Raw genomic sequence first — 19882 nt, 5'->3', positions numbered from 1 at the left:
AACACCGCACACCCCAGGCACACCGCGGTCAGCGACCAAGGAAAGCGCCACCGTTGACGTGCACGACCTGCCCGGTGACATGGCGCGCGCCCCGGCCGGACAGGAAGTACACCGTCTCCGCGACGTCCTCCGGAGTACCGGCCCGCTTGTTCAGCGTGGACTCCGCCAGCGCCCGCCTCCGCTCGGCGGACAGCCTGCCGTGGAAGAACTCGGTGTCCTCGGTCAAGCCGGGAGAAACCACGTTCGCGGTGATCCCCCGCGGGCCGAGTGCGCCGGCCAGGTCGGCGGTCCACGCCTCGATGGCGGCCTTCGCGGCACCGTAGGAGCCGGCACCCGACCTGGCCGCGATGGAACCGATGGTGACGATCCGCGCGTGGTCCGCGAGCCGTGGCCGTAGCGCCTCGGTCACCAGCACCGCGGTCAGCACGTTGGCGTCCAGATTGGCCCGCCAGCTCGCGGCGAGTGCGGCGAGGTCGCCCTCCGGCGGGGGTTCGGCGACCAGATCCGTGTTGCCGCCCGCGTTGTTGACCAGTACGTCGACCCGTTCCGGCAGTTCGGCCAGCGCCGCGGTCACCGCCGCGGGGTCGGCCGCGTCGAACGCGGCGTAGCTCGCACCGAGCATGACGGCCGCGTCGGCGAGTACCCGTTCGCGCCGCCCGGTGATCGTGACCCGGTCACCCTGCTTGGCGAACAGGGCGGCGGTGGCGTATCCGATGCCGGTGCCGCCTCCGGTGACCACGACTTCCCTCGGCTGATTCATCAATAAAGTCCTTTACTGTTAAAGTACCTACATGACCGACGTTAGCCAGGGCCGGGAGGAACCGTCAAGCGATGGCGTTGACGCCATTCAGCGCGAGTGGCTGCGGGAGCGGCCGGAAACGCCCGTCGACTCGATCGGGGTGATCACCAGGATCTGGTGGATCGGCAAACTGCTGGACGACGACCGACGCGAAACCATGCTCCGGCTCGGCATGGACGCCGCGACCAGGGACCTGCTGAGCGCACTGCGCAGATCCGGAGAGCCGTACCGCCTGGCGGCGGGCGAACTCGCCAAACGGCTGATGGTCAGCCCTGGGGCGATCTCGCAGCGGGTCTCCAGGGCCGAACGCGACGGCTACGTGCGCCGGGTGCCCTCCGCCGCGGACGGCCGCGGCGTGCTGGTCGAACTCACCGAGGAGGGACATGCACTGATCGAACGGACCGTGGACGACCTGCTGCGGCACGAGGAGGACCTGCTCTCCTCGCTTTCGGGCGCACAACGCGGCCAGTTGTCGGATCTGCTCCGCGTCCTGCTCGCGGATCTCACCCGGCGCGCCGGGTGAGATCCGGGCCGGTACGGCTCAGCCGAGCCGGAGCTTCGGCTTGTGCTCCAGATGGGAAAGGCCGTTCCAGGCGAGGTTGACCAGATGGGCGGCCACCTCGTCGCGCTTGGGCTTGCGCGCGTCGAGCCACCACTGCCCGGTCAGCGCGACCATGCCGACCAGCGCCTGCGCGTAGAGCGCGGCCAGCTTGTCGTCGTAGCCGCGCGCGGTGAACTGCTGGCCGAGAATGTGCTCCACCTGGCTGGCGATGTCGTTGAGGAGGGTGGAGAAAGTACCGGTCGAACTGGCCACCGGGGAGTCTCGGACGAGGATGCGGAACCCGTCGTGCGAATCCTCGACGTAGCTGAGCAGCGCGACCGCCGCCTGCTCCAGCATCACCCTCGGGTGCCCACCGTGCAAAGTGGACACCATCCGGTCCAGCAGCAACTGGGTCTCGCGGTCGACCACCACCGCGTAGATGCCCTCTTTGCCGCCGAAATGCTCGTACACGACGGGTTTCGACACGTTCGCCCGGTGCGCGATCTCCTCCACGGAGGCACCGTCGAAGCCCTTTTCCGCGAAGAGTTCCCTCGCCACGGTGAGAAGTTGTTGTCTGCGTTCGGTTCCGGTCATCCGGACCCGGGCCACCGGAGCGGTTGGTCGTGCTCCGGTGGCCACTTCACGTTTTGCCCGCCGCCTTGCCGCCATACCGGTCAGCTTAGCGACCAGCGGTTATTTGGATTCGGTCGCCAGCCTTGCCAGCCGCTGCGGAGTCGGCCAGCGGACGTTGTGCGCCCAGCCGAATTTCTCGAAGAGCCAGATGACCCGCGCGGAAATGTCGATCTGACCGCGCTGCACACCGTGCCGGGCCGAGGTGGGATCCGCGTGGTGCAGGTTGTGCCAGGACTCACCGAAGGAGAAGATCGCCAGCGGCCAGAAATTCGCGGACTTGTCCCGCGCGGTGAACGGCCGCTCGCCGATCATGTGACAGATCGAGTTGACCGACCAGGTGACGTGGTGCAGCACGCACACCCGCACCAGCCCGGCCCAGAAGAACCCGGTGACCGCGCCCCACAGCGACCAGCTGATCAGCCCGCCGAGCAGGGCGGGAACCACCAGGCTGAGCAGGGTCCACAGCCAGAACAGCTTGTTCACCCTGCTGATCGCCGGGTCCTTGACCAGGTCGGGGGCGAAGCGCTCGGCGTTGCTCTGGTCGCGCTCGAACAGCCAGCCCATGTGCGCGTGCCAGAAGCCCTTCGCGACGGCAAGCGGAGTGGTGCCGAAGGCCCACGGCGAGTGCGGGTCGCCGTCGCGGTCGGAGAACGCGTGGTGGCGCCGGTGGTCGGCGACCCAGGTGATCACCGGGCCCTGCACCGCCGCGCTGCCGGCGATCGCCAGCAGCACCCGCAGCCAAGGCTTGGCCTTGAACGAGCCGTGCGTGAAGTAGCGGTGGTAGGCGACCGTGATGCCGAGGCCGCTGAAGACGTAGAAAAAGACGAACAGCCCGACATCCACCCAGCTCAAGCCCCATCCCCAGGCGAAAGGGACGGCGACGAGCAGCGCCAGCAGCGGCGCGATCACACCGAAGTAGACCGAGAGCTGGATGGGAAAGGCGCGGCGGCCGCTGATGACCGGTTTGGGGCCTTTCGCGGCGGGCGGCTCTCCGGACGCTGGGGAACGGTCAAGGGTAGCCGTCATGCACTTCACTTCTTCCTGCGCAAGCAACCTGCAACAAAGGGTCGCCTTACCTACGATGCCGTAAGTTACGGTACATGAGCTCAGGTCCGCTGGGGTAGGGGCAGCCGGTCGTTCTACCTGGTTCTTCGAGGCAGAAGCCCTGCTGGCAGGCATTGCCGCCCCTGCAGGCAGGAGCGGCTTTCCTACGATTATCCTGACCAGGGACGATCCGCCGTGGTGTAATCGGCAGCACTTCAGATTTTGGTTCTGACAGTTCAGGTTCGAATCCTGGCGGCGGAGCGATGAGCGACTCAGGGGGTGGAGGCGGCTGCAAGGCGAAAGCACCGACCACAGGAGCAACAGGCGACCGGCGCTGGTCGAGCTGTCGGACGCCTGGCTGGTCGGTCGCGCCCGCGAGCTGATCGCCGCCGTCCAGCGCACCGACCACAACGAGCAGCTGGAGATCGTCGGCACCCTGGACGAGCTGCTGGACGAGGCCCAGCGGCGCGGCGAGCCGATGATGATCGCCACCCTGCTGCGCGCCACCGCACTGGCCAGGCTGGCCACCCGCGGGCTGGCCGCGGAGTCCGAGCCGCTGCTCGACGAGATGCTGGCGCACACCCGCCGGCACGGGCTCGCCCTGCACCGGGCCGACGCGCACGCGCTGCGCGGCCGGCGGCTGGTGCTCGCCGAACAGGAGGACGCCGCGCTCACCGAGATCGCCAGGGCGCTGGCCATCCTGGACGACTCGGACACTCCGGACCTGCAGCTCGGCCGGCGCAACTGGTCGAAGATGCAGGCCACCTCGCTGATCGACTGCTGGCTGGTGCTCAACCAGCTCGGGGTCTACGAAGCGGCCGAGGAAGTGATCACCAGGGCGCACCAGGCGATCCGGGAGAGCGCGGGCCCGCACGAGATCACCCTGCAGCTGATCAACCGGGTCAAGATGCTGCTCGGCTGGGGTCTGCGGCTGGAACGCGTGGACCGGCACGACGAAGCGGCCGAGAAGTTCCGCACCGCCGCCTCCATGGCGGTCGCCGTGGAGGCGCCTTTCGGCGAGTCGCTGTTCCCCCGGCGGATCGGTGTGCCCGCGGTGGACCAGGTCGGCGTACTGGCCGCCGCGCTCGCGCTGGCCGAGCCGGACGGGGCGCACCTGGACCGGCTGCACCGGCTGGCCAGCGAGCCCGGCTACCCGCACGAGCAGGTGATCGTCACCGTGGCGCTGGCCCGCTGCCTGGACCAGGTCGGCCGCCGCGACGAGGCGCTGAAAGTGCTGATGAACGCCAGGCACAACCTGGCCGAGGACAACTCGCAGCCCTCGATGCGGCTCAACCTGGCCAGGGAGCTGGCCAGGCTGGACGACTCCGGGCACGACACCACCCGGTCACTGGTGGACTACGCGGGCGCGCTGGAGGTCGAGCTCTGGTCGCTGCGCGAGTCGCAGATCGCCACCCTGAACACCCGCCGTGAGCACGAGCGGCTCTCCGCCGAGCACGGCGCGATCACCCAGCAGGCGTTGCAGGACCCGCTCACCGGCCTGCCCAACCGGCGCGCGCTGGACGAGCACCTGCGCACCCTTGCCACTTCGGTGACCGCGCAGCCACTGGCCGTGGCGCTGGTGGACCTGGACGGGTTCAAGGACGTCAACGACCGGCATTCGCACGCCGAGGGCGACGACGTGCTGCGCGTGGTCGCCAGCACGCTTCGTGACGCGCTGCGCGGCGACGACATCGTGGCCAGGTACGGCGGCGACGAGTTCGTGGTGCTGCTCCCCGGCGCTCCGGTCTCGGCCGCCAAGCAGGCGCTCGGCCGCTCGGTGACCGCGGTCGCCTCGCTGCCGCACCACCTCTCGCACGGGGTCACGCTGTCCGTCGGGCTGGTTTCGCTGCGCCCGCAGGAGCGCGCCGACCAGGTGCTGTCGCGCGCCGACGCGGCCATGTACCAGGCGAAACGCGGCGGTGGCAACCAGATCGCCTCGGCCAATTCGCTGGCCGGCGAAACCGTGGTGACCTTGCCGGACGAGGGTGCCCGTACCGAACCGGCTTGGGACCTCGACGAGCCCAGCTAGGCCAGGCCGCACGTAACAGGCGGTCGACCAGCGCACCACCGTCAAGTGACCCCGCGGTTCGCAGTGGGCGAAGAGTGCTCGCGGCCACGACGTAGGATCGTGCCGCCGTGGTCGTGACGGGCCGGACTCTCTGCCGGGCGGCGGCTGCCAACCGAAGTCGACTCCGCGACGAGGAGAACTGTGATGCCAGAAGGCTCGATCGACCCGGGCCTGCACCCGACCGCGGGCAGACCGTCCCCGCTGACCGTGGTGGTAATGGCCGCGGGTCAGGGCACCCGCATGCGCTCGGCGAAGCCGAAGGTGCTGCACGGGATCGCCGGGCGCTCGCTGCTCGAGCACGTGGTCCGCGCGGCGGCCGGCCTCGACCCGGAACACCAGCTGGTGGTGGTCGGCTACGGCCGCGACGCCGTGGAGAACCACCTCGGCGAGATTTCCAAGGCCATCGGCAAGCCGATCGACGTCGCCGTGCAGGAACAGCAGAACGGCACCGGGCACGCGGTGCTGCAGGCCATGTCCGCGCTGCCGCCCGGCCTCTCCGGCACCGTGGTGGTCTGCAACGGGGACGTGCCGCTGCTGGACACCGCGACGCTGAGCGCGCTGCTGACCGAGCACGCCACCGGGCATGCCGCGACCGTGCTGACCACCGTGACGCCGGACCCGGCCGGGTATGGCCGGATCGTCCGCGCGGCCGACGGCACGGTCAGCGCGATCATCGAGCACAAGGACGCCGACGAAGAGCAGCGCGCCATCACCGAGATCAACGCGGGCATGTACGCCTTCGACGCGGCGGTGCTCGCGGACGGTCTCTCGCGGCTGTCCACGGACAACTCGCAGGGCGAGCTGTACCTCACCGACGTGCTGGGCATCGCCCGCTCGGACGGGCACAGCGTCGGCGCGGTGGTCTGCGAGGACCCCTGGCTGGTCGAAGGCGCCAACGACAGGGCTCAACTGGCGAGGCTGGGCGCGGAGCTGAACCGACGGCTGGTGGACGCCTGGATGCGGGCCGGGGTGACCGTCATCGACCCGGCGAGCACCTGGGTGGACGCCGGAGTCACGCTCTCCCGCGACGTGGTCATCGAGCCCGGCGTGCAGCTGCGCGGCGGCACCACGGTCGGCGAGGCCGCGGTGATCGGACCGGACACCACGCTTACCGACGTGACCGTCGGCGCCGGCGCCAAGGTGATCCGCACGCACGGCTCGGAGTCCGAGATCGGCGAGAACGCACTCGTCGGCCCGTTCGCCTATCTGCGGCCGGGCACGAAACTGGGCGAAAAAGGCAAGATCGGCACCTTCGTCGAGACCAAGAACGCCGATATCGGCGCCGGCTCGAAGGTGCCGCACCTGAGCTACGTCGGCGACGCGACCATCGGCGAGCACAGCAACATCGGTGCCGCCAGCGTTTTCGTCAACTACGACGGGGTTTCCAAGCACCACACCACGATCGGCTCCCATGTACGGACCGGCTCCGACAACATGTTCGTCGCCCCGGTTTCGGTCGGCGACGGCGCTTACAGCGGCGCGGGATCGGTGATCCGGCGCAACGTGCCGCCGGGTGCGCTGGCCGTGTCGACCGGGGCGCAGCGCAATATCGAAGGCTGGGTGACCCGGCGCAGGCCGGGAACCCCCGCGGCGGAGGCGGCGGAAGCCGCGCTCGCCGAGATGCAGGACACCGAGAACGACGGGGAGTCGCAACAATGAGTCCGAAATCCGGTACGCCCAAGAAGAACTTGATGCTCTTCTCCGGCCGCGCGCACCGGGAGCTGGCCGAGGAAGTGGCCGAGCACCTGAACGTGACGATCACCCCGCAGACCGCGCACAACTTCGCCAACGGCGAGATCTTCGTGCGGTTCCAGGAGTCCGTCCGCGGTACCGACGCGTTCGTGATCCAGAGCCACTGCTCGCCGATCAACGAATGGGTGATGGAGCAGCTGATCATGGTGGACGCGCTCAAGCGCGCCAGCGCCAAGCGGATCACCGTGATCATGCCGTTCTACCCGTATGCCAGGCAGGACAAGAAGCACAAGGGCCGCGAGCCGATCTCGGCGCGGCTGATCGCCGACCTGTTCAAGACCGCCGGCGCGGACCGGATCATGACGGTGGACCTGCACACCGCGCAGATCCAGGGTTTCTTCGACGGGCCGGTGGACCACCTGCTCGCGCAGAGCGTGCTGTGCGACCACATCATGAGCACCTACGGCGAAGAGTCGATCACCGTGGTCTCCCCCGACTCGGGCCGCGTGCGGCTGGCGGAGAAGTGGGCGCAGCAGCTCGGCGACCGGCCGATCGCGTTCATCCACAAGACCCGCGACCCGGACAAGCCCAACCAGGCGGTGGCGAACCGGGTGGTCGGCAAGGTCCGCGGGCAGCTGTGCGTGCTGATCGACGACATGATCGACACCGGCGGGACGATCGTGAAGGCCACCGAAGCGCTGCTGGACGAGGGCGCCTCGGACGTGGTCATCGCCTCGACGCACGGCATTCTGTCCGACCCGGCGACCGAGCGGCTGGCAAACTGCAAGGCCAAGGAGGTCATCGTGACGAACACGCTGCCCATCCCGCCGGAGAAGCGTTTCGAAGGGCTCACCGTGCTCTCCATCGCGCCGCTGCTCGCCCGCGCGATCCAGGAGGTCTTCGAGGACGGCTCGGTCACCAGCCTCTTCGACGGCAACGCCTGATCCACCCGGGGAGCTGGAGGCGTTCCTTCGGCTCCCCGGGCTAGCCGCCGAGCGCGGCGAACTCGGCGCGCACCTTCTGCGACAGCGCCGGGCCGTCGAGCTGGTCCAGCACCGCACCGGTGAGCGACGGCATCGCGACCACCTTCGCCGTGCCGGTGCGGTTCGGCAGGGTGAACCTGACCTCGCAGGAAAGCCCGGTGGTCGCCCCGGGGGCGGCCACCGCCTCCCCGGTACAGGTCTGCTCCCCGATGCCCTCCGCGTTAACCAGGGAGCTGAGCCGCAACCGCACCAAGGCGCCCGCGGCGTCCCCGACGACCGTGTTGCGCACCTGGACGCTGTGCGTGCAGACGCCGTTGGTCCCGCAGTCCAGTCTGGTGTCGGTCACCTCGGTCCGCGCGCCGGCTCCGGCGCGCACCGGCTGGGCCAGCTCCGGCAGTGCGGCCTCCGCCCCGGTCTGGAACCGCTTCAGGTCGTCGCCGGCGAGCGCCGCCATCCCCACCGAGGTGCTGGGGCCGTAGGACGAACCCACCGCCGGGCCGAGCAACGCGGGTGCCACGCTGACCAGCCGGTACGGCTGCGCCGTGGTCACCTCCATCAGGCCGGACCTGGTCTCGATCTCGAACACCTCGGTGCCGTCCGGCCGCACCCGCCGGACCGGCTCGGCCAGCTGGTCCGCCCCGGCGAGCCCGGCGCGCAGGGTCGCCACCACCGCCGACGGGGTGAGGGTTTCGGCCGGGTCGAAGGGCAGCTCGGACCGGGTCGCGCGGACCCAGTCGCCCGCGTACTGCTCGGCGACCGCGGCTTCGGTGCCGCGCCCGCGCCAGTAGGTCGCACCCGCGTTGAGATACAGCTTTCCGTCCGCCCGCAGCAGCTTGATCTGCTCACCGGAGGACGGGAAGGAGCCCTGCGCGAAACCGTGTTTGGTCACGTTCAACGCCAGCTCCACGGTCTTGCCCGCGGTGTCGGTGTAGCTGCTGCGATACGAGAGCGCGAGCTGGGCGGCCAGCGCGCCGAGCGCGCCGTCCACAGCCGAGCGCAGTTCGGCACGCCGGTCCACCCGCTGCCGGTCGGCCGTGGACACGTCACCGCTGCCCGGCATCGCGGCCTGGCAGCCACCGAGCAGCATTCCCGCGACCACCGCCAGTACCGCCGCTCGGGTCGCCCCTCGCGTTCGCATCGGCACCTCGACACCTCACTGACTCGGAACTGACCTGTCTTCGCCGGTTCTACCGGACTTTCTCCGGCTCTGACCCCAGTTCGGGACGCTGGTTCCCAGCGCCGCGTTACCTCGTTCTTACGGTGCGGGACGACCCGCCGCAACCCAGGTCCACGACGCTGTCTACACTAAATAGGTTCTCGGCGAGGCGGGCTCCACTTGCACGCGGTGCCCGACGTGATCGACGCGGCGGCTTGATAGGCCACGCGCTGCGCACGTTGTGGATTCGCCGCCGAACGCACCGAGATACCGCCCCGATGATCCCCGTCGCAACAGAGCTTTTTGATCGAAGGAGTGCAAGACCGTGTCCGAGGTACGTCTGTCCGTCGAACCCCGCACCGAGTTCGGCAAGGGCGCCGCGCGTCGCACCCGTCGCGCCGGCAAGATTCCCGCAGTGCTCTATGGCCACGGTTCGGACCCGCGGCACCTGTCGCTGCCGGCACTGGAGTTCGCCAGGGTGGTCCGCGAGAACGGCAGCAACGCCGTGCTCACCCTGGACATCGACAACGCCGCCGAGCTGGCGCTGACCAAGACCATCGTGGTCCACCCGCTGAAGAACTACATCGAGCACGTCGACCTGCTCGTGGTCAAGCGCGGCGAGAAGGTCACCGTGGACATCCCGGTCGTGCTGACCGGCGACGCGGCCCCCGGCACCCTGGTCGCCCAGGACCTCGACTCGCTGTCGATCGAGGTCGAGGCGCTGCACATCCCGGAGCAGCTCGAGGTGTCCATCGAGGGTGTCCAGGCCGGTGTCCAGGTGCTGGCCTCGCAGGTCACCCTGCCGCCGGGAGCGGAGCTGCTGACCGACCCCGAGGCGCTGGTGGTTGCGGTCAACGAGGCGCCGAGCGAGGCCTCCATGGAGACCGACGTCGACGCCGAGGGCGCCGGTGTGGTCGAGGACAAGCCCGAGTCCGAGAACGCCGAGTAGTACGGGCGTGGGGGACACTCCTTCGCAGGATCTACCCGGGGCCGGTGAGCAGGTGCTGCTCGCCGGCCTCGGCAATCCCGGCCCTCGGTACGCCGGCAACCGGCACAACATCGGTTTCCTGGTGCTGGACGAGCTGGCCGCCAGGATGGGCGGGAAGTTCAAGGCGCACAAGGCCGGTGCCGACGTGCTCGAAGGGCGGCTGGCCGGGCGCAAAACGGTGCTGGTCAAGCCCCGTTCCTTCATGAACCTCTCCGGCGGGCCGGTGGTCGGCACCGCCCGTTTCTTCAAGCTCGACCCGAGCGGGATCGTGGTCGTGCACGACGAGCTGGACCTGCCCTACGGCGCGCTGAAGCTCAAGTTCGGCGGCGGCGACAACGGCCACAACGGGCTCCGCTCGATCACCAAGTCCCTCGGGACCAAGGACTACTACCGCGTCCGGTTCGGCGTCGGCCGCCCGCCGGGGCGGATGGACCCCGCCGACTACGTGCTCAAGGACTTCTCCAGCACCGAGCGCAAGGAGCTGGCGCTGGAGATCGACCGGTGCGCGGACGCGACCGAGGCGCTGCTCGCCGACGGCCTCGCCGCCGCGCAGAACACCTTCCACGCGGGCTGAGCGGCCCTTCTCCCGCCGGCACGGCGGTGAAATCGGTCACATGAGCGGTGCGTTAACCCGGCTCACCCGAAGGCGTGCCTTCTCCCCCCTGTTCGAGTCGAGAGCGACGACCAGGTCTTCCCCGGTACCGGATCCGCCGACTAGGACGGAATACGGCGACTTCGTCGACCGATCCAGAACCCGGGAGTAATTCATGTCCTTGACCATCGAAGACGTCAACGCCGCCGAGTTCGGCAACTCGCCGATCGGCCGCCGCGGCTACGCCAAGGGGGAAGTCGACGAGTTCCTCGGGCGCATCGCGCAGACGCTGGCCGGGAAGGACGACCTGACCGCGGCCGAGGTGCATCACGTGCTCTTCAACCGGCCGATCATCGGCAAGCGCGGCTACGACGAGCGCGAAGTGGACGAGTTCCTGGACAAGGCCGAGGAGGAGCTGGCGAGCCGCACCGGCGTACGGGCCCAGCCGGTGCCCGATGCCAGGGACGAGTCCGAGGCTGCCCAGCCGTGGCCGGTGGACACCCCCACCGCCCGCGTCGAGCACTTCCAGGAAAAGTAGTGGCGCTGACCGCCGAGGACATATACCGGGTCCGGTTCGACCGGGCCCCGGTCGGCACCAGGGGCTACCACGAGCCGGCGGTGGACGCCTTCCTCAACCGGGTCGTCGCCACCCTGGAGGGCGAGGACGAGGTCACCGCCGAGGACGTGCACAACGTGTCCTTCGCCAGGCCGCCGCTGGGCAAGCGCGGCTACGACCAGGCCTCGGTGGACCACTTTCTGCGGCTGGTGGAGAGCACCCTGGCCGGCCATCCGGTGGCGGGCGGCTCGGTCTACCTGGTGCCGGCCCTCGAGCACACGCACACCCGCCCGTCCCTGTTCCGCCGGAAGCGCAGCTAGGTCGTGAGTGGAAAGTGTTGCCGGGGCAGCACTTTCCACTCACGACGTTGGTCAGTCGTTGGCGCGGGCGTTGATCTGGGCGGCGAACTGGGTCGCGGTTGCGGCCCGCTTGACCTTGCCGGACGGGGTCTTGGGCAGGCTGCCCGCTGGCAGCACCAGCACCGCGAACGGACGGATGTCCACCGCGCTGCGCACCTTGGCCGCGACCTCCTTGGCCAGCACGCGCTCGGCCTCGGCGTCCCCGGCCAGCTTGGACTCCAGCACCACCGCGAACCGCTCGCGCCTGCTGCCGGCGTCCAGCCGCACGGCCACCGCGTTGCCGGCCCGCACCCCTTCCACCGAGGTGGCCGCCCGCTCGATGTCGGTCGGGTAGATGTTGCGGCCGCCCATGATGATGACGTCCTTGCTGCGGCCGCAGATCACGATCTGGCCGTCGACGAGGTAGCCGAGGTCGCCGGTGGCCAGCCAGCCTTCGGCGTCCTGGGTGTCCACCGGGCCGTCCATGGTCAGGTAGCCGGGGGTGACTGCCTCACCGCGCAGCCTGATCTCGCCGACCTGCCGGTCGCCGAGCACGGTGCCGTGCTCGTCCACGATCTCCGCCTCCAGGCCGTCCAGCGGCGGGCCGAGCAGGGCGAACGAGCGGACGTCGTCGGTACCGCGCCGGGGGTCGTCCGCCGGCACCGGCACCGCGCGGTTGTCCGCTTCCAGTGCCCGCGCCTCGACCACGTCCAGGGTGAGCCCGGTGAACAGCGGGGCGAAGGACACCGCCAGCGTCGCCTCGGCCATGCCGTAGGCCGGGAACACGCACTCCGGCGGCATCTTGAACCGGGCGCCGGCGTCGACGAAGGTCTGCACCGCGGTCTCGTCGATCGGCTCGGCCCCGTTCAGCGCGATCCGCAGCTTGGACAGGTCGTAGGCATCGTCTTCGTCCACCTTGGCCATCCGGCGGCCAACGATGGCGTAGGCGAAGTTCGGCGCGGCGGTGGTGGTGCCGCCGTACTTGGTGATCAGCTTCGGCCAGATCAGCGGCCCGGACAGGAACTCCACCGGGGTGATCTTGACCAGCTCCACGCCGAAGGTCATCGGCACGGTCAGGAAGCCGACCATGCCCATGTCGTGGAAGGTCGGCAGCCAGGACACCATCACGTCCTGGTCGAAGACGAACTCGGCCCGGTCCACCATCGCCTTGACGTTGGAGTACAGGTTGCCGTAGGTGATCCGCACGGCCTTGGGCTCGGCGGTGGACCCGCTGGTGAGCTGGAGCAGCGCGGGCGCCTGCTCGCTGGTGGGCACCGGCTCGGCCAGCGGCTCGGCCTCCAGCAGTTCGCTGATCAGCCGGTAGCCGATGCCGTGCTCGGTGAGCACCGGGGCCAGCTGGTCGAACGGCTCGCCGAGCAGCACCAGGTTCGAGCCGATCATGCGCAGCACCCGCACGGTGTCCTCGGCCCATTCGGCGAGGTCGGTGCGCGGGGTCGGCTGGTGCAGCATGGTGACGCTGCCGCCGGACAGCCAGACGGCCTGCACGGTGGGCGCGATCAGCGCGGGCGCGGCGGCCAGTACGGCGACCGCGCTCTCCGGCGCGAGACCGCCGGAGACCAGTCCGCCGGCCACCTTTCTCGCCTGCTCGTGAACCTCAGCCCAGGTCCGGCGTACCGGTTCCTTCGGCTCCCCAGTGACCATGCCACGCTGCTGACCGCCCGCCGCCGCGGTAGCGAGCAGCTTGTCCACGAACCGACTCATGCCGTTCACCTTATCCGGCGAGCCGTTCACTCGGCGGCTTCGGAGGTCTCCAGCCAGCGCTGCTCGACCTCGTCCTTCTCGGCGATCAGCGATTTCAGCTCGGTGTTGAGCTCGATCAGCTTCGCCGGGTCGGTCGCCGCCGCGGCCAGCGCGTCGTGCAGCTTGGTCTCCCGGCTGTGCAGCTGGTCCAGCTTCCGCTCCAGTTTGGCCAGTTCCTTGCTCGCCGCGCGCTTCTCCGCGGCACTGACCTTGGCGGTCGCCCGCTCCGGGGCGGCCTCCTGACGCTGCGGCGCCTGGGCACGCGCCTGCTCGGCCTTGCCGCGGCGGCGGAGGTACTCCTCGATGCCGCCGGGGAGGTGGGTGATCCCGCCGTCGCCGAACAGGGCGTACACCGCGTCGCAGACCCGCTCGACCAGATAGCGGTCGTGCGAGACGACCACCATCGTGCCCGGCCAGGAGTCGAGCAGATCCTCCAGCTGCTGCAGGGTGTCGATGTCCAGATCGTTGGTCGGCTCGTCCAGCAGCAGCACGTTCGGCTCGGCCATCAGCAGCCGCACCAGCTGCAGGCGGCGGCGCTCGCCACCGGAGAGGTCCTCCACCGGGGTCCACTGCCTGGCCGGCGGGAAACCCAGCTTCTCGGCGAGCTGCGAGGCGGACAGCTCCTGTTTGCCGAGCACCACCCGGCCGGCGATCTCTTCGACGGCCTGAAGCAGCCGCAACTCGCCGGGCAGGTCTTCGAGTTCCTGGGTCAGGTGCGCGAGCCGCACCGTCTTGCCCTGGATCCGCCTGCCGGACACCGGTTCCGCCTCGCCCGCGAGCGTCTTGAGCAGGGTCGTCTTGCCGGAGCCGTTCACCCCGACCAGCCCGATCCGGTCCCCGGGGCCGATCCGCCAGGTTTCCTTGTCCAGCAACGACTTCTCGCCCGCGGCCAGCGACACGTCCTCGAGTTCGAGCACGGTCTTGCCGAGCCGGCGACGGGCGAAGCTCATCAGCTCCACCGAATCCCGCGGCGGCGGGACGTCCGAGATCAGCGCCTCGGCGGCCTCGATCCGGTAGCGGGGCTTGGACGTCCTCGCCTTGGCACCGCGCTGCAACCAAGCGAGCTCCTTGCGCGCCAGGTTCTGCCGCTTCTCCTCCAGGGTGGCGGCCAGCCGCGCACGCTCGGCCCTGGCGAAAACCCAGTCGGCGTAACCGCCTTCGTACTGTTCGACCCGCCCCCCGACAACCTCCCAGGTGCGTCCGCAGACGGTGTCCAGGAACCAGCGGTCGTGCGTGACCACCACCAGCGCGACCCGGCGGGCCAGCAGGTGATCGGCCAGCCAGCGCACCCCCTCGATGTCCAGGTGGTTGGTCGGCTCGTCCAGCACGATCAGGTCCAGTTCGGCCACCAGCGCGGCGGCCAGCGCCACCCGGCGGCGCTCGCCGCCGGACAGGGAACCGGTCGGTGAATCCAGGCCGAGCCCGGACAACCCCAGTCCGTCCACAATGGAGCGAACGCGGGCGTCCGCGGCCCACTCGTGCTCGGCCCCGTATGCGGACAGGGCGGCCTCGCGGACCGTGCTGCCGGCGGGCAGCTCGGTGCGCTGGGTGACTACCGCCATCCGCAGCCCGCCGACCCGGCTGACCCGGCCGTCGTCCACCGGCGCGATCCCGGCGAGCACTTCGAGCAGGGTGGTCTTGCCGCCCCCGTTGAGCCCGACCACGCCGATCCGGTCGCCCTCACCGACCCCGAGCGAGACCGAGTCGAGCAGCGGCCGGACCCCGTATGACTTGCTCACCGACTCCAGGTTGACCAGGTTGACCATCTAGGCGAGCCCCTCAATGCTTCTCAATGTCCACAAAGGACTAATGGTGGGACGGCTCACGCGTGCACCTGCGGCGGCGCCGGGCGGGGGTCGTCACCACCGACCGGCCTGGCACCGGGCACCGGGCCGTGCGCGACCCGTACCGTCCGGCAGACCCCGGCACCGGCCAGCTCGGCCGCGACCTCCAGCGCGGACTCCGCGTCGGCGCAGAGGAAGGCGCAGGTCGGGCCGGAGCCGGAGACCGTGCCGGCCAGCGCGCCGGCGTTCACCCCGGCCCGCAGCGTGCGCCGCAGCCCCGGACGCAGCGACACCGCGGCGGCCTGCAGATCGTTACCGAGCAGCAGGGCGAGCTGACGCGGGTCGCCGGAGGCCAGCGCCTCCACCACCGGGGCGTGCGAACCGACCCGGGGCGGGTCGCCGTCCGCGCGAAGCCGGTCCAGCTCGCCGTACACCCTCGGCGTGGAAAGGCCGCGCTGGTCGAGCGCGAGCACCCAGTGGAAGGTGTGCCGCGAAAGCACCGGCACCAGCTGCTCGCCGCGCCCGGTGCCGAGCGCAGTGCCGCCGTAGAGCGCGAACGGCACGTCGCTGCCCAGCTTCGCGGCCACCTGGGCCAGCTCGTCGCGGCTGATCTCCAGCTTCCACAGCGAGGCAAGGCCGACCAGGGTGCCAGCCGCGTCCGCGCTGCCGCCCGCCATCCCGCCGGCGACCGGGATGCCCTTGCGCAGCACCACGCGCACCTTCTGCTCGTCACCCGCCCTGCCGACGTGCGCGGCCAGCGCCTGCACCGCGCGCCAGGCCAGGTTGTTGGCCCCGGTGGGCACCGAACCCTCACCCTCGCCGTACACCTCGACCCCGGGGTCGTCGGTGGCCGCGACGGTGACCTCGTCGGTCAGCGACAGCGCGTGGAACACCGTGGTCAGCTCGTGGAACCCGTCTTTACGCGGGTCGCCGACGGAAAGGTGCAGGTTGATCTTCGACGGCACCCGGACGGTAACTGGTGGCGGTACGACGGCGAGCACGTGACCAGCCTACGTTGCCCCGTCGCACCGCTTGCGAAGAAGCCAGCGTAGGCCCCTCAGGATCTTGCGGGACACCCGCACCCGATCGATGGGGACATGCGCAAAAAGCCTCGCATGCCCCCATCTCAGGCGGCCGCCACACCCTGCGGGCCGCGCGCGGTGTGCGTGACATATCCGCCGCGCTCGGCGATCCAGGCCAGTGCGGTGTCGGCCAGCTGGCCGCGCACGCCGACCCGGAACCGGGCCACCGGGGTGTCGCCCACCCTGGTCAGCCCGCCGCCGATGGTGGCAAGCTCGACGTCGAACCTGGCGGCCGCCTCTGGCAGCAGCGCGCCGACCGCGGCGAAGCCGATCAGCACCACGTCCACCGCGCGGTCGTAGCGGGCGGACTGGCCGCGGCCGGTCTCGATCGCGGGCAGCAGCGCCTGTGCGGTCCGGCTGGCCGGGTCAGCCACCAGCTCGAGCACCTTGCCGCGCTCGAGCAGGCTGCCCTCCTCCAGCACCGCGACGTCGTCGCAGACCCGCCGGACCACGCTCGGGTCCGGCGTGGTGACCAGCACGGTCACCCCCAGCTCGGCGCGCGCCCGGTCCAGCACGGTGAGCACCGCGCCGGACTCTTCGGCCCGCACGCCGCCGGTCGGGTCGTCCGCGAGCAGTACCGCGGGCCCGGTGGCCAGCGCCCTTGCCACTGCGACCCGGCGCAGCTGGCCGTCGGTCAGCTCGCTGAGCCGCTGTGCGGCGCGCTGGGTCAGGCCGACCAGGTCGAGCAGGTTGCCGACCCGGCTGCGGCGCTGCGGCCCGTCCAGGCCGAGCTGCTCCAGCGGGGCCGCCACGTTGCCGGCCACGGTGCGCTCGCCGTACAGCTCGGGCTTGGCGTCCACCACGGCCACCTGCCGGCGCACCTCGCGGAGCCGCCGGCCGTCCAGGGTGCCGGTGTTCAGCCCGTCCAACCGGACGATGCCGCGGTCCGGGCGCTCCTGCAGTGCGACGCAGCGGGCGAGGGTGGACTTGCCGGAGCCGGCCGGGCCGACCACGCCGTACAAGGCGCCGGCGTCGACGTCGATGTTCACGTCCCGCAGGGCGAGCACCGGGGAACCGGCGGCCCCGTTGGAACCGTTGCTGGGGAAGGACTTGCTCAGGTTTTCAACAGTGATCACGAATGCGCTCCAAGTGCAGGCGCAGCAGCCTTTCGGGCGCGCGCCGACCGTCACCGATTTGATCGTCCTATGTGGACGATGCGGCAAAGTAGACCGGAATCAGGGGTACGAAGATGAGTCAGGCGAAGACGGTGGAGCGTCGACACGCACATACCGTGCGGCGACCTTCATCGACTACTCGGCGCTTGGTCAGCATTCGCGAGCGATACATGATTCCTCCATCGGTCCTGGCGGTAGCACCTGCCCGTGAAGGTGGTTGCTGCGACTTCAGCGAGCCAGGTCTCTCAGTCGCTCGGGATGGCACATTGAGTAGACCCGACAGGACGCGCGTTACGCAAGCCTCCAGGCGCAGATCACACGGACGGCCGCGTTCGAACGCGATAAGTCAGCCCGATAGAAGAAAGAAACCACCGGAACGTATACCCAACACACCCGGATGCCTACCCAGCGTATGAACTCACCGGTCAGGTCTGCGCCGCGATGCGGGCGAAGTCGTGCACGTCCAACTGCTCACCGCGAGTACGGGGATCGATACCGGCGGCGACCAGCAGCTCGCCGGCGCGCTCGGCGGAACCGGCCCAGCCCGCCAGCGCGGCCCGCAGCGTCTTGCGGCGCTGCGCGAAGGCGGCGTCCACCAAGCCGAACAGCTTCGCGCGGTCGACCAGGGAAGCCGGTCCGGTCCGTTCGCCGCGTTCGAAGGACACCAGCGCGGAATCCACGTTCGGCACCGGCCAGAACACCGAACGCGGCACCGGCGCGACCTTGCGCGTCTTGCCGTACCAGGCCAGCTTCACGCTGGGCACGCCGTAGATGCGGCCGCCGGGTGCGGCGGCCATCCGGTCCGCGACCTCGGTCTGCACCATCACCAGCCCGCGCGCCAGCGACGGCAGCTCGGCCAGCAGGTGCAGCACCACCGGCACGGCCACGTTGTAGGGCAGGTTCGCCACCAGTGCGGTGGGTTCGCCGGCCAGGTCGCCCACCCGCAGCCCGAGCGCGTCCGCGGGCAGCACGGTGAGCCTGTCGGCGGCTTCCGGGGCCTGTTCCCGCACGGTCCGCGGCAGCCGCCCGGCGAGCACCTCGTCGATCTCGACGGCGACCACGCGCGCGCCGGAGTCCAGCAGCCCCAGTGTCAGCGAGCCCAGCCCGGGGCCGACTTCGAGCACCAGGTCGTCGGCGCCGACACCGGCCAGCTCCACGATGCGCCGGACCGTGTTCGGGTCGTGCACGAAGTTCTGGCCGAGCTTCTTGGTCGGCCGCACGTCCAGCTCGGCGGCCAGCCTGCGGATCTCGGCGGGCCCGAGCAGTCGTGTCACATCCGGAAGACTAGTACGGGACGGGTCAGGCCTTCTTGCCGCAGTGCGGCCAGGCACCGTACCCGCCGCGGGCGTCGCGCACCTTGGTGGCGATGGCGATCTGCTGCTCACGACTGGCCTTGTTGGCCGTCTCGGCGTACTGGCCGCCGCCGTAGGCCTGCCAGGTCTGCTTGTCGAACTGCAAACCGCCGTGGTACTTGCCGGTCGGGTTGACGGCCGCCCAGTTGCCGCCGGACTCGCACTGCGCGATCCGGTCCCAAACCCCGGCGTCGCTGATCGGCGGGACATCCGCCTTCTTGGTGCCGACCCGCATCTTCTTGGGCTTGGCCTCGACCAGGACCTTGGTCTCGACCTCTTCGCGAGCCGTCTCCTGGTCGTTCTTCTTGGTGACCTTGTAGGTGACGAGCTTCTTGCCCGGGGTGCCCGGGTCGTCGATCTCGGTCTTGCCCTTTTCCAGCTCCGGGTCGTCGATCTTCTCGACCTCGGGGGTGATCTCTTCTTCTTTGTTCTCGACCGAGACGCCGGTGCGGCTGACGTGCACCTCGGCGCCGTCGACCAGCTTGAAGTCCAGGCCACCCTCGGCGGCGTCCTCCGGGCCGAGCGTCAGCTTCTGCTCGCCGAGGAACTCCTGCGTGGTGACCGCGTTGGTGGCCACCGGACGGGGCTCGTTGGCGCCGTCGAACAGCATGATGTTCTTCAGGGTCTTGATCTCGACCGTGGCGCCCTCCAGGGGCAGCGCGCCGGTCTGCGGCATGGAGAACCAGGTGCCCTGCTTGTTCAGGTCGGCAAGGCCGAGCTGACCCAGCGCCTGCGAAAGGTCCGTCGCGCGGACCCAGGACTCGCGCTGCGCGCCGTCCACGATCAGGTTGAGCTTGCGGCCGCGCTCGAGCTTGATGACGCCACCGTCGCCGACCGCGGCCTGCGGGGATGGCGAGAGCGCGTCGTGCGCGCCGACCGACAGGCCAGCGTCTTCGAGTACCTCGCCGACCGTGCCGCCGAAGCTGCGGACGGTCTGCTCCTGGCCGTCCACCTCGACGGTGACGCTCTTGTTCATCGCCATCGCGGCGGCGCCGCCACCGGTCAGGGTGATCAGGATGGCCAGCACGGTGCCCTTGAGGAACCGCTTCTTCCAGGTCTTGGTGGCGGTGGCCAGCACCTGGTCCGGTTCGGCCTGCGCCTTCTTCAGCGAGCGGCCGGAACGGTCCTCGGCGGCCTCGTCCGGGATGATGATCGGCGGCAGCAGGGTGGTCTCGGCGTTGATCAGCCGGATCAGCTCGTCCACGTCGATCTGCGCTTCGGCCATCATGTCGTCGGCCTGCGGGCCCAGTGCGGTGCGCACGTCCTGCGGCGTCACCTTGGGGTCAGCGGAGAAGTCCAGCTCACCGGCGTGGCCGGGCCGGTCCAGGGTCGCCACCGCACCGTGCGTATCGGTGAACATGTTCGTAGAAGCGTCGTGGCGTGCCTCAGCCCACCTAC

18 protein-coding genes, 1 tRNA gene and 1 riboswitch are annotated in these 19882 nt (G+C 70.1%); of the genes, 9 read left to right on the top strand and 10 right to left on the bottom strand.

Annotation, left to right across the window (positions count from 1 at the left end; genetic code table 11):
• Positions 1–28: 28 nt before the first annotated feature.
• The gene (locus tag AMYNI_RS0122520; protein WP_020670314.1) at positions 29–760 is read right to left on the bottom strand and encodes an SDR family NAD(P)-dependent oxidoreductase; all 732 of its coding nucleotides are present in this window, start codon (positions 758–760) and stop codon (positions 29–31) included.
• Between the two features lie 31 nt (positions 761–791).
• Here AMYNI_RS0122520 and AMYNI_RS0122515 point away from each other — a divergent pair, with 31 nt between their 5' ends.
• The gene (locus AMYNI_RS0122515; RefSeq protein ID WP_026360786.1) at positions 792–1322 is read left to right on the top strand and encodes a MarR family winged helix-turn-helix transcriptional regulator; all 531 of its coding nucleotides are present in this window, start codon (positions 792–794) and stop codon (positions 1320–1322) included.
• 18 nt (positions 1323–1340) lie between these two features.
• Here AMYNI_RS0122515 and AMYNI_RS0122510 read toward each other — a convergent pair whose 3' ends face one another.
• Complete coding sequence (locus tag AMYNI_RS0122510; RefSeq protein ID WP_020670312.1) at positions 1341–1934, bottom strand: TetR/AcrR family transcriptional regulator; 594 nt, start codon at positions 1932–1934, stop codon at positions 1341–1343.
• A 99-nt stretch (positions 1935–2033) separates the two neighbouring features.
• The gene (locus AMYNI_RS0122505) at positions 2034–2999 is read right to left on the bottom strand and encodes an acyl-CoA desaturase (protein ID WP_020670311.1); all 966 of its coding nucleotides are present in this window, start codon (positions 2997–2999) and stop codon (positions 2034–2036) included.
• Positions 3000–3206: 207 nt separating this feature from the next.
• Here AMYNI_RS0122505 and AMYNI_RS0122500 point away from each other — a divergent pair.
• The 4 genes from AMYNI_RS0122500 (at position 3207) to AMYNI_RS0122485 (ending at position 7721) form a co-directional block, all read left to right on the top strand.
• Positions 3207–3278 (top strand) — tRNA-Gln (locus tag AMYNI_RS0122500).
• Positions 3279–3498: 220 nt separating this feature from the next.
• On the top strand, positions 3499–5046 hold the full coding sequence (locus tag AMYNI_RS0122495) for a GGDEF domain-containing protein (RefSeq protein ID WP_245573977.1): 1548 nt from the start codon (positions 3499–3501) through the stop codon (positions 5044–5046).
• A gap of 183 nt (positions 5047–5229) precedes the next feature.
• A complete protein-coding gene (gene glmU / locus AMYNI_RS0122490) occupies positions 5230–6744 on the top strand; it encodes a bifunctional UDP-N-acetylglucosamine diphosphorylase/glucosamine-1-phosphate N-acetyltransferase GlmU (protein WP_020670310.1) in 1515 nt (504 codons plus the stop codon).
• Positions 6741–7721 (top strand): ribose-phosphate diphosphokinase, encoded by a 981-nt coding sequence (locus AMYNI_RS0122485; protein ID WP_026360783.1) that lies wholly within the window; start codon positions 6741–6743, stop codon positions 7719–7721. Before glmU ends, AMYNI_RS0122485 begins: the two co-directional genes overlap by 4 nt.
• Positions 7722–7761: 40 nt before the next feature.
• Here AMYNI_RS0122485 and AMYNI_RS0122480 read toward each other — a convergent pair whose 3' ends face one another.
• Positions 7762–8898: a hypothetical protein gene (locus AMYNI_RS0122480; RefSeq protein WP_040407197.1), complete on the bottom strand. Its 1137-nt coding sequence runs from the start codon at positions 8896–8898 to the stop codon at positions 7762–7764.
• 343 nt (positions 8899–9241) lie between these two features.
• On the opposite strand from AMYNI_RS0122480, the gene AMYNI_RS0122475 reads away from it, so the two are divergent.
• The 4 genes from AMYNI_RS0122475 to AMYNI_RS0122460 all read left to right on the top strand — a co-directional run bounded on the left by AMYNI_RS0122475 (position 9242) and on the right by AMYNI_RS0122460 (position 11372).
• Entirely contained in the window at positions 9242–9865 is a 624-nt protein-coding gene (locus AMYNI_RS0122475) for a 50S ribosomal protein L25/general stress protein Ctc (RefSeq protein WP_020670307.1), read from the top strand.
• A 7-nt stretch (positions 9866–9872) separates the two neighbouring features.
• Entirely contained in the window at positions 9873–10478 is a 606-nt protein-coding gene (gene pth, locus AMYNI_RS0122470; RefSeq protein ID WP_026360781.1) for an aminoacyl-tRNA hydrolase, read from the top strand.
• Between the two features lie 193 nt (positions 10479–10671).
• Positions 10672–11034, top strand: coding sequence for a DivIVA domain-containing protein (locus AMYNI_RS0122465; RefSeq protein ID WP_020670305.1), 363 nt, complete (start codon positions 10672–10674; stop codon positions 11032–11034).
• A complete protein-coding gene (locus tag AMYNI_RS0122460; protein WP_020670304.1) occupies positions 11034–11372 on the top strand; it encodes a DivIVA domain-containing protein in 339 nt (112 codons plus the stop codon). The genes AMYNI_RS0122465 and AMYNI_RS0122460 overlap by 1 nt, the downstream gene beginning before the upstream one ends.
• A gap of 51 nt (positions 11373–11423) precedes the next feature.
• On the opposite strand, the gene AMYNI_RS0122455 is transcribed toward AMYNI_RS0122460, so the two are convergent.
• The 6 genes from AMYNI_RS0122455 to AMYNI_RS0122430 all read right to left on the bottom strand — a co-directional run bounded on the left by AMYNI_RS0122455 (position 11424) and on the right by AMYNI_RS0122430 (position 19844).
• Entirely contained in the window at positions 11424–13112 is a 1689-nt protein-coding gene (locus tag AMYNI_RS0122455; RefSeq protein WP_026360780.1) for a fatty acyl-AMP ligase, read from the bottom strand.
• 26 nt (positions 13113–13138) lie between these two features.
• Positions 13139–14917: an ABC-F family ATP-binding cassette domain-containing protein gene (locus AMYNI_RS0122450; RefSeq protein ID WP_020670302.1), complete on the bottom strand. Its 1779-nt coding sequence runs from the start codon at positions 14915–14917 to the stop codon at positions 13139–13141.
• A gap of 56 nt (positions 14918–14973) precedes the next feature.
• Positions 14974–15936, bottom strand: coding sequence for a 4-(cytidine 5'-diphospho)-2-C-methyl-D-erythritol kinase (locus AMYNI_RS0122445; protein ID WP_026360779.1), 963 nt, complete (start codon positions 15934–15936; stop codon positions 14974–14976).
• Between the two features lie 125 nt (positions 15937–16061).
• Positions 16062–17093 carry a methionine ABC transporter ATP-binding protein gene (locus AMYNI_RS0122440; protein ID WP_020670300.1) on the bottom strand — a complete coding sequence of 344 codons (1032 nt, stop codon included), beginning with the start codon at positions 17091–17093 and terminating at the stop codon, positions 16062–16064.
• Positions 17094–17308: 215 nt separating this feature from the next.
• Positions 17309–17397, bottom strand: a riboswitch (SAM riboswitch).
• Positions 17398–17557: 160 nt separating this feature from the next.
• A complete protein-coding gene (gene rsmA, locus AMYNI_RS0122435; RefSeq protein ID WP_020670299.1) occupies positions 17558–18406 on the bottom strand; it encodes a 16S rRNA (adenine(1518)-N(6)/adenine(1519)-N(6))-dimethyltransferase RsmA in 849 nt (282 codons plus the stop codon).
• Between the two features lie 25 nt (positions 18407–18431).
• A complete protein-coding gene (locus tag AMYNI_RS0122430; protein ID WP_020670298.1) occupies positions 18432–19844 on the bottom strand; it encodes a resuscitation-promoting factor in 1413 nt (470 codons plus the stop codon).
• Between the last annotated feature and the right edge of the window lie 38 nt (positions 19845–19882).

Source organism: Amycolatopsis nigrescens CSC17Ta-90 (assembly GCF_000384315.1).
Classification (GTDB): Bacteria; Actinomycetota; Actinomycetes; order Mycobacteriales; family Pseudonocardiaceae; genus Amycolatopsis; species Amycolatopsis nigrescens.
This window is presented reverse-complemented; position numbering and strand designations above follow the sequence as displayed.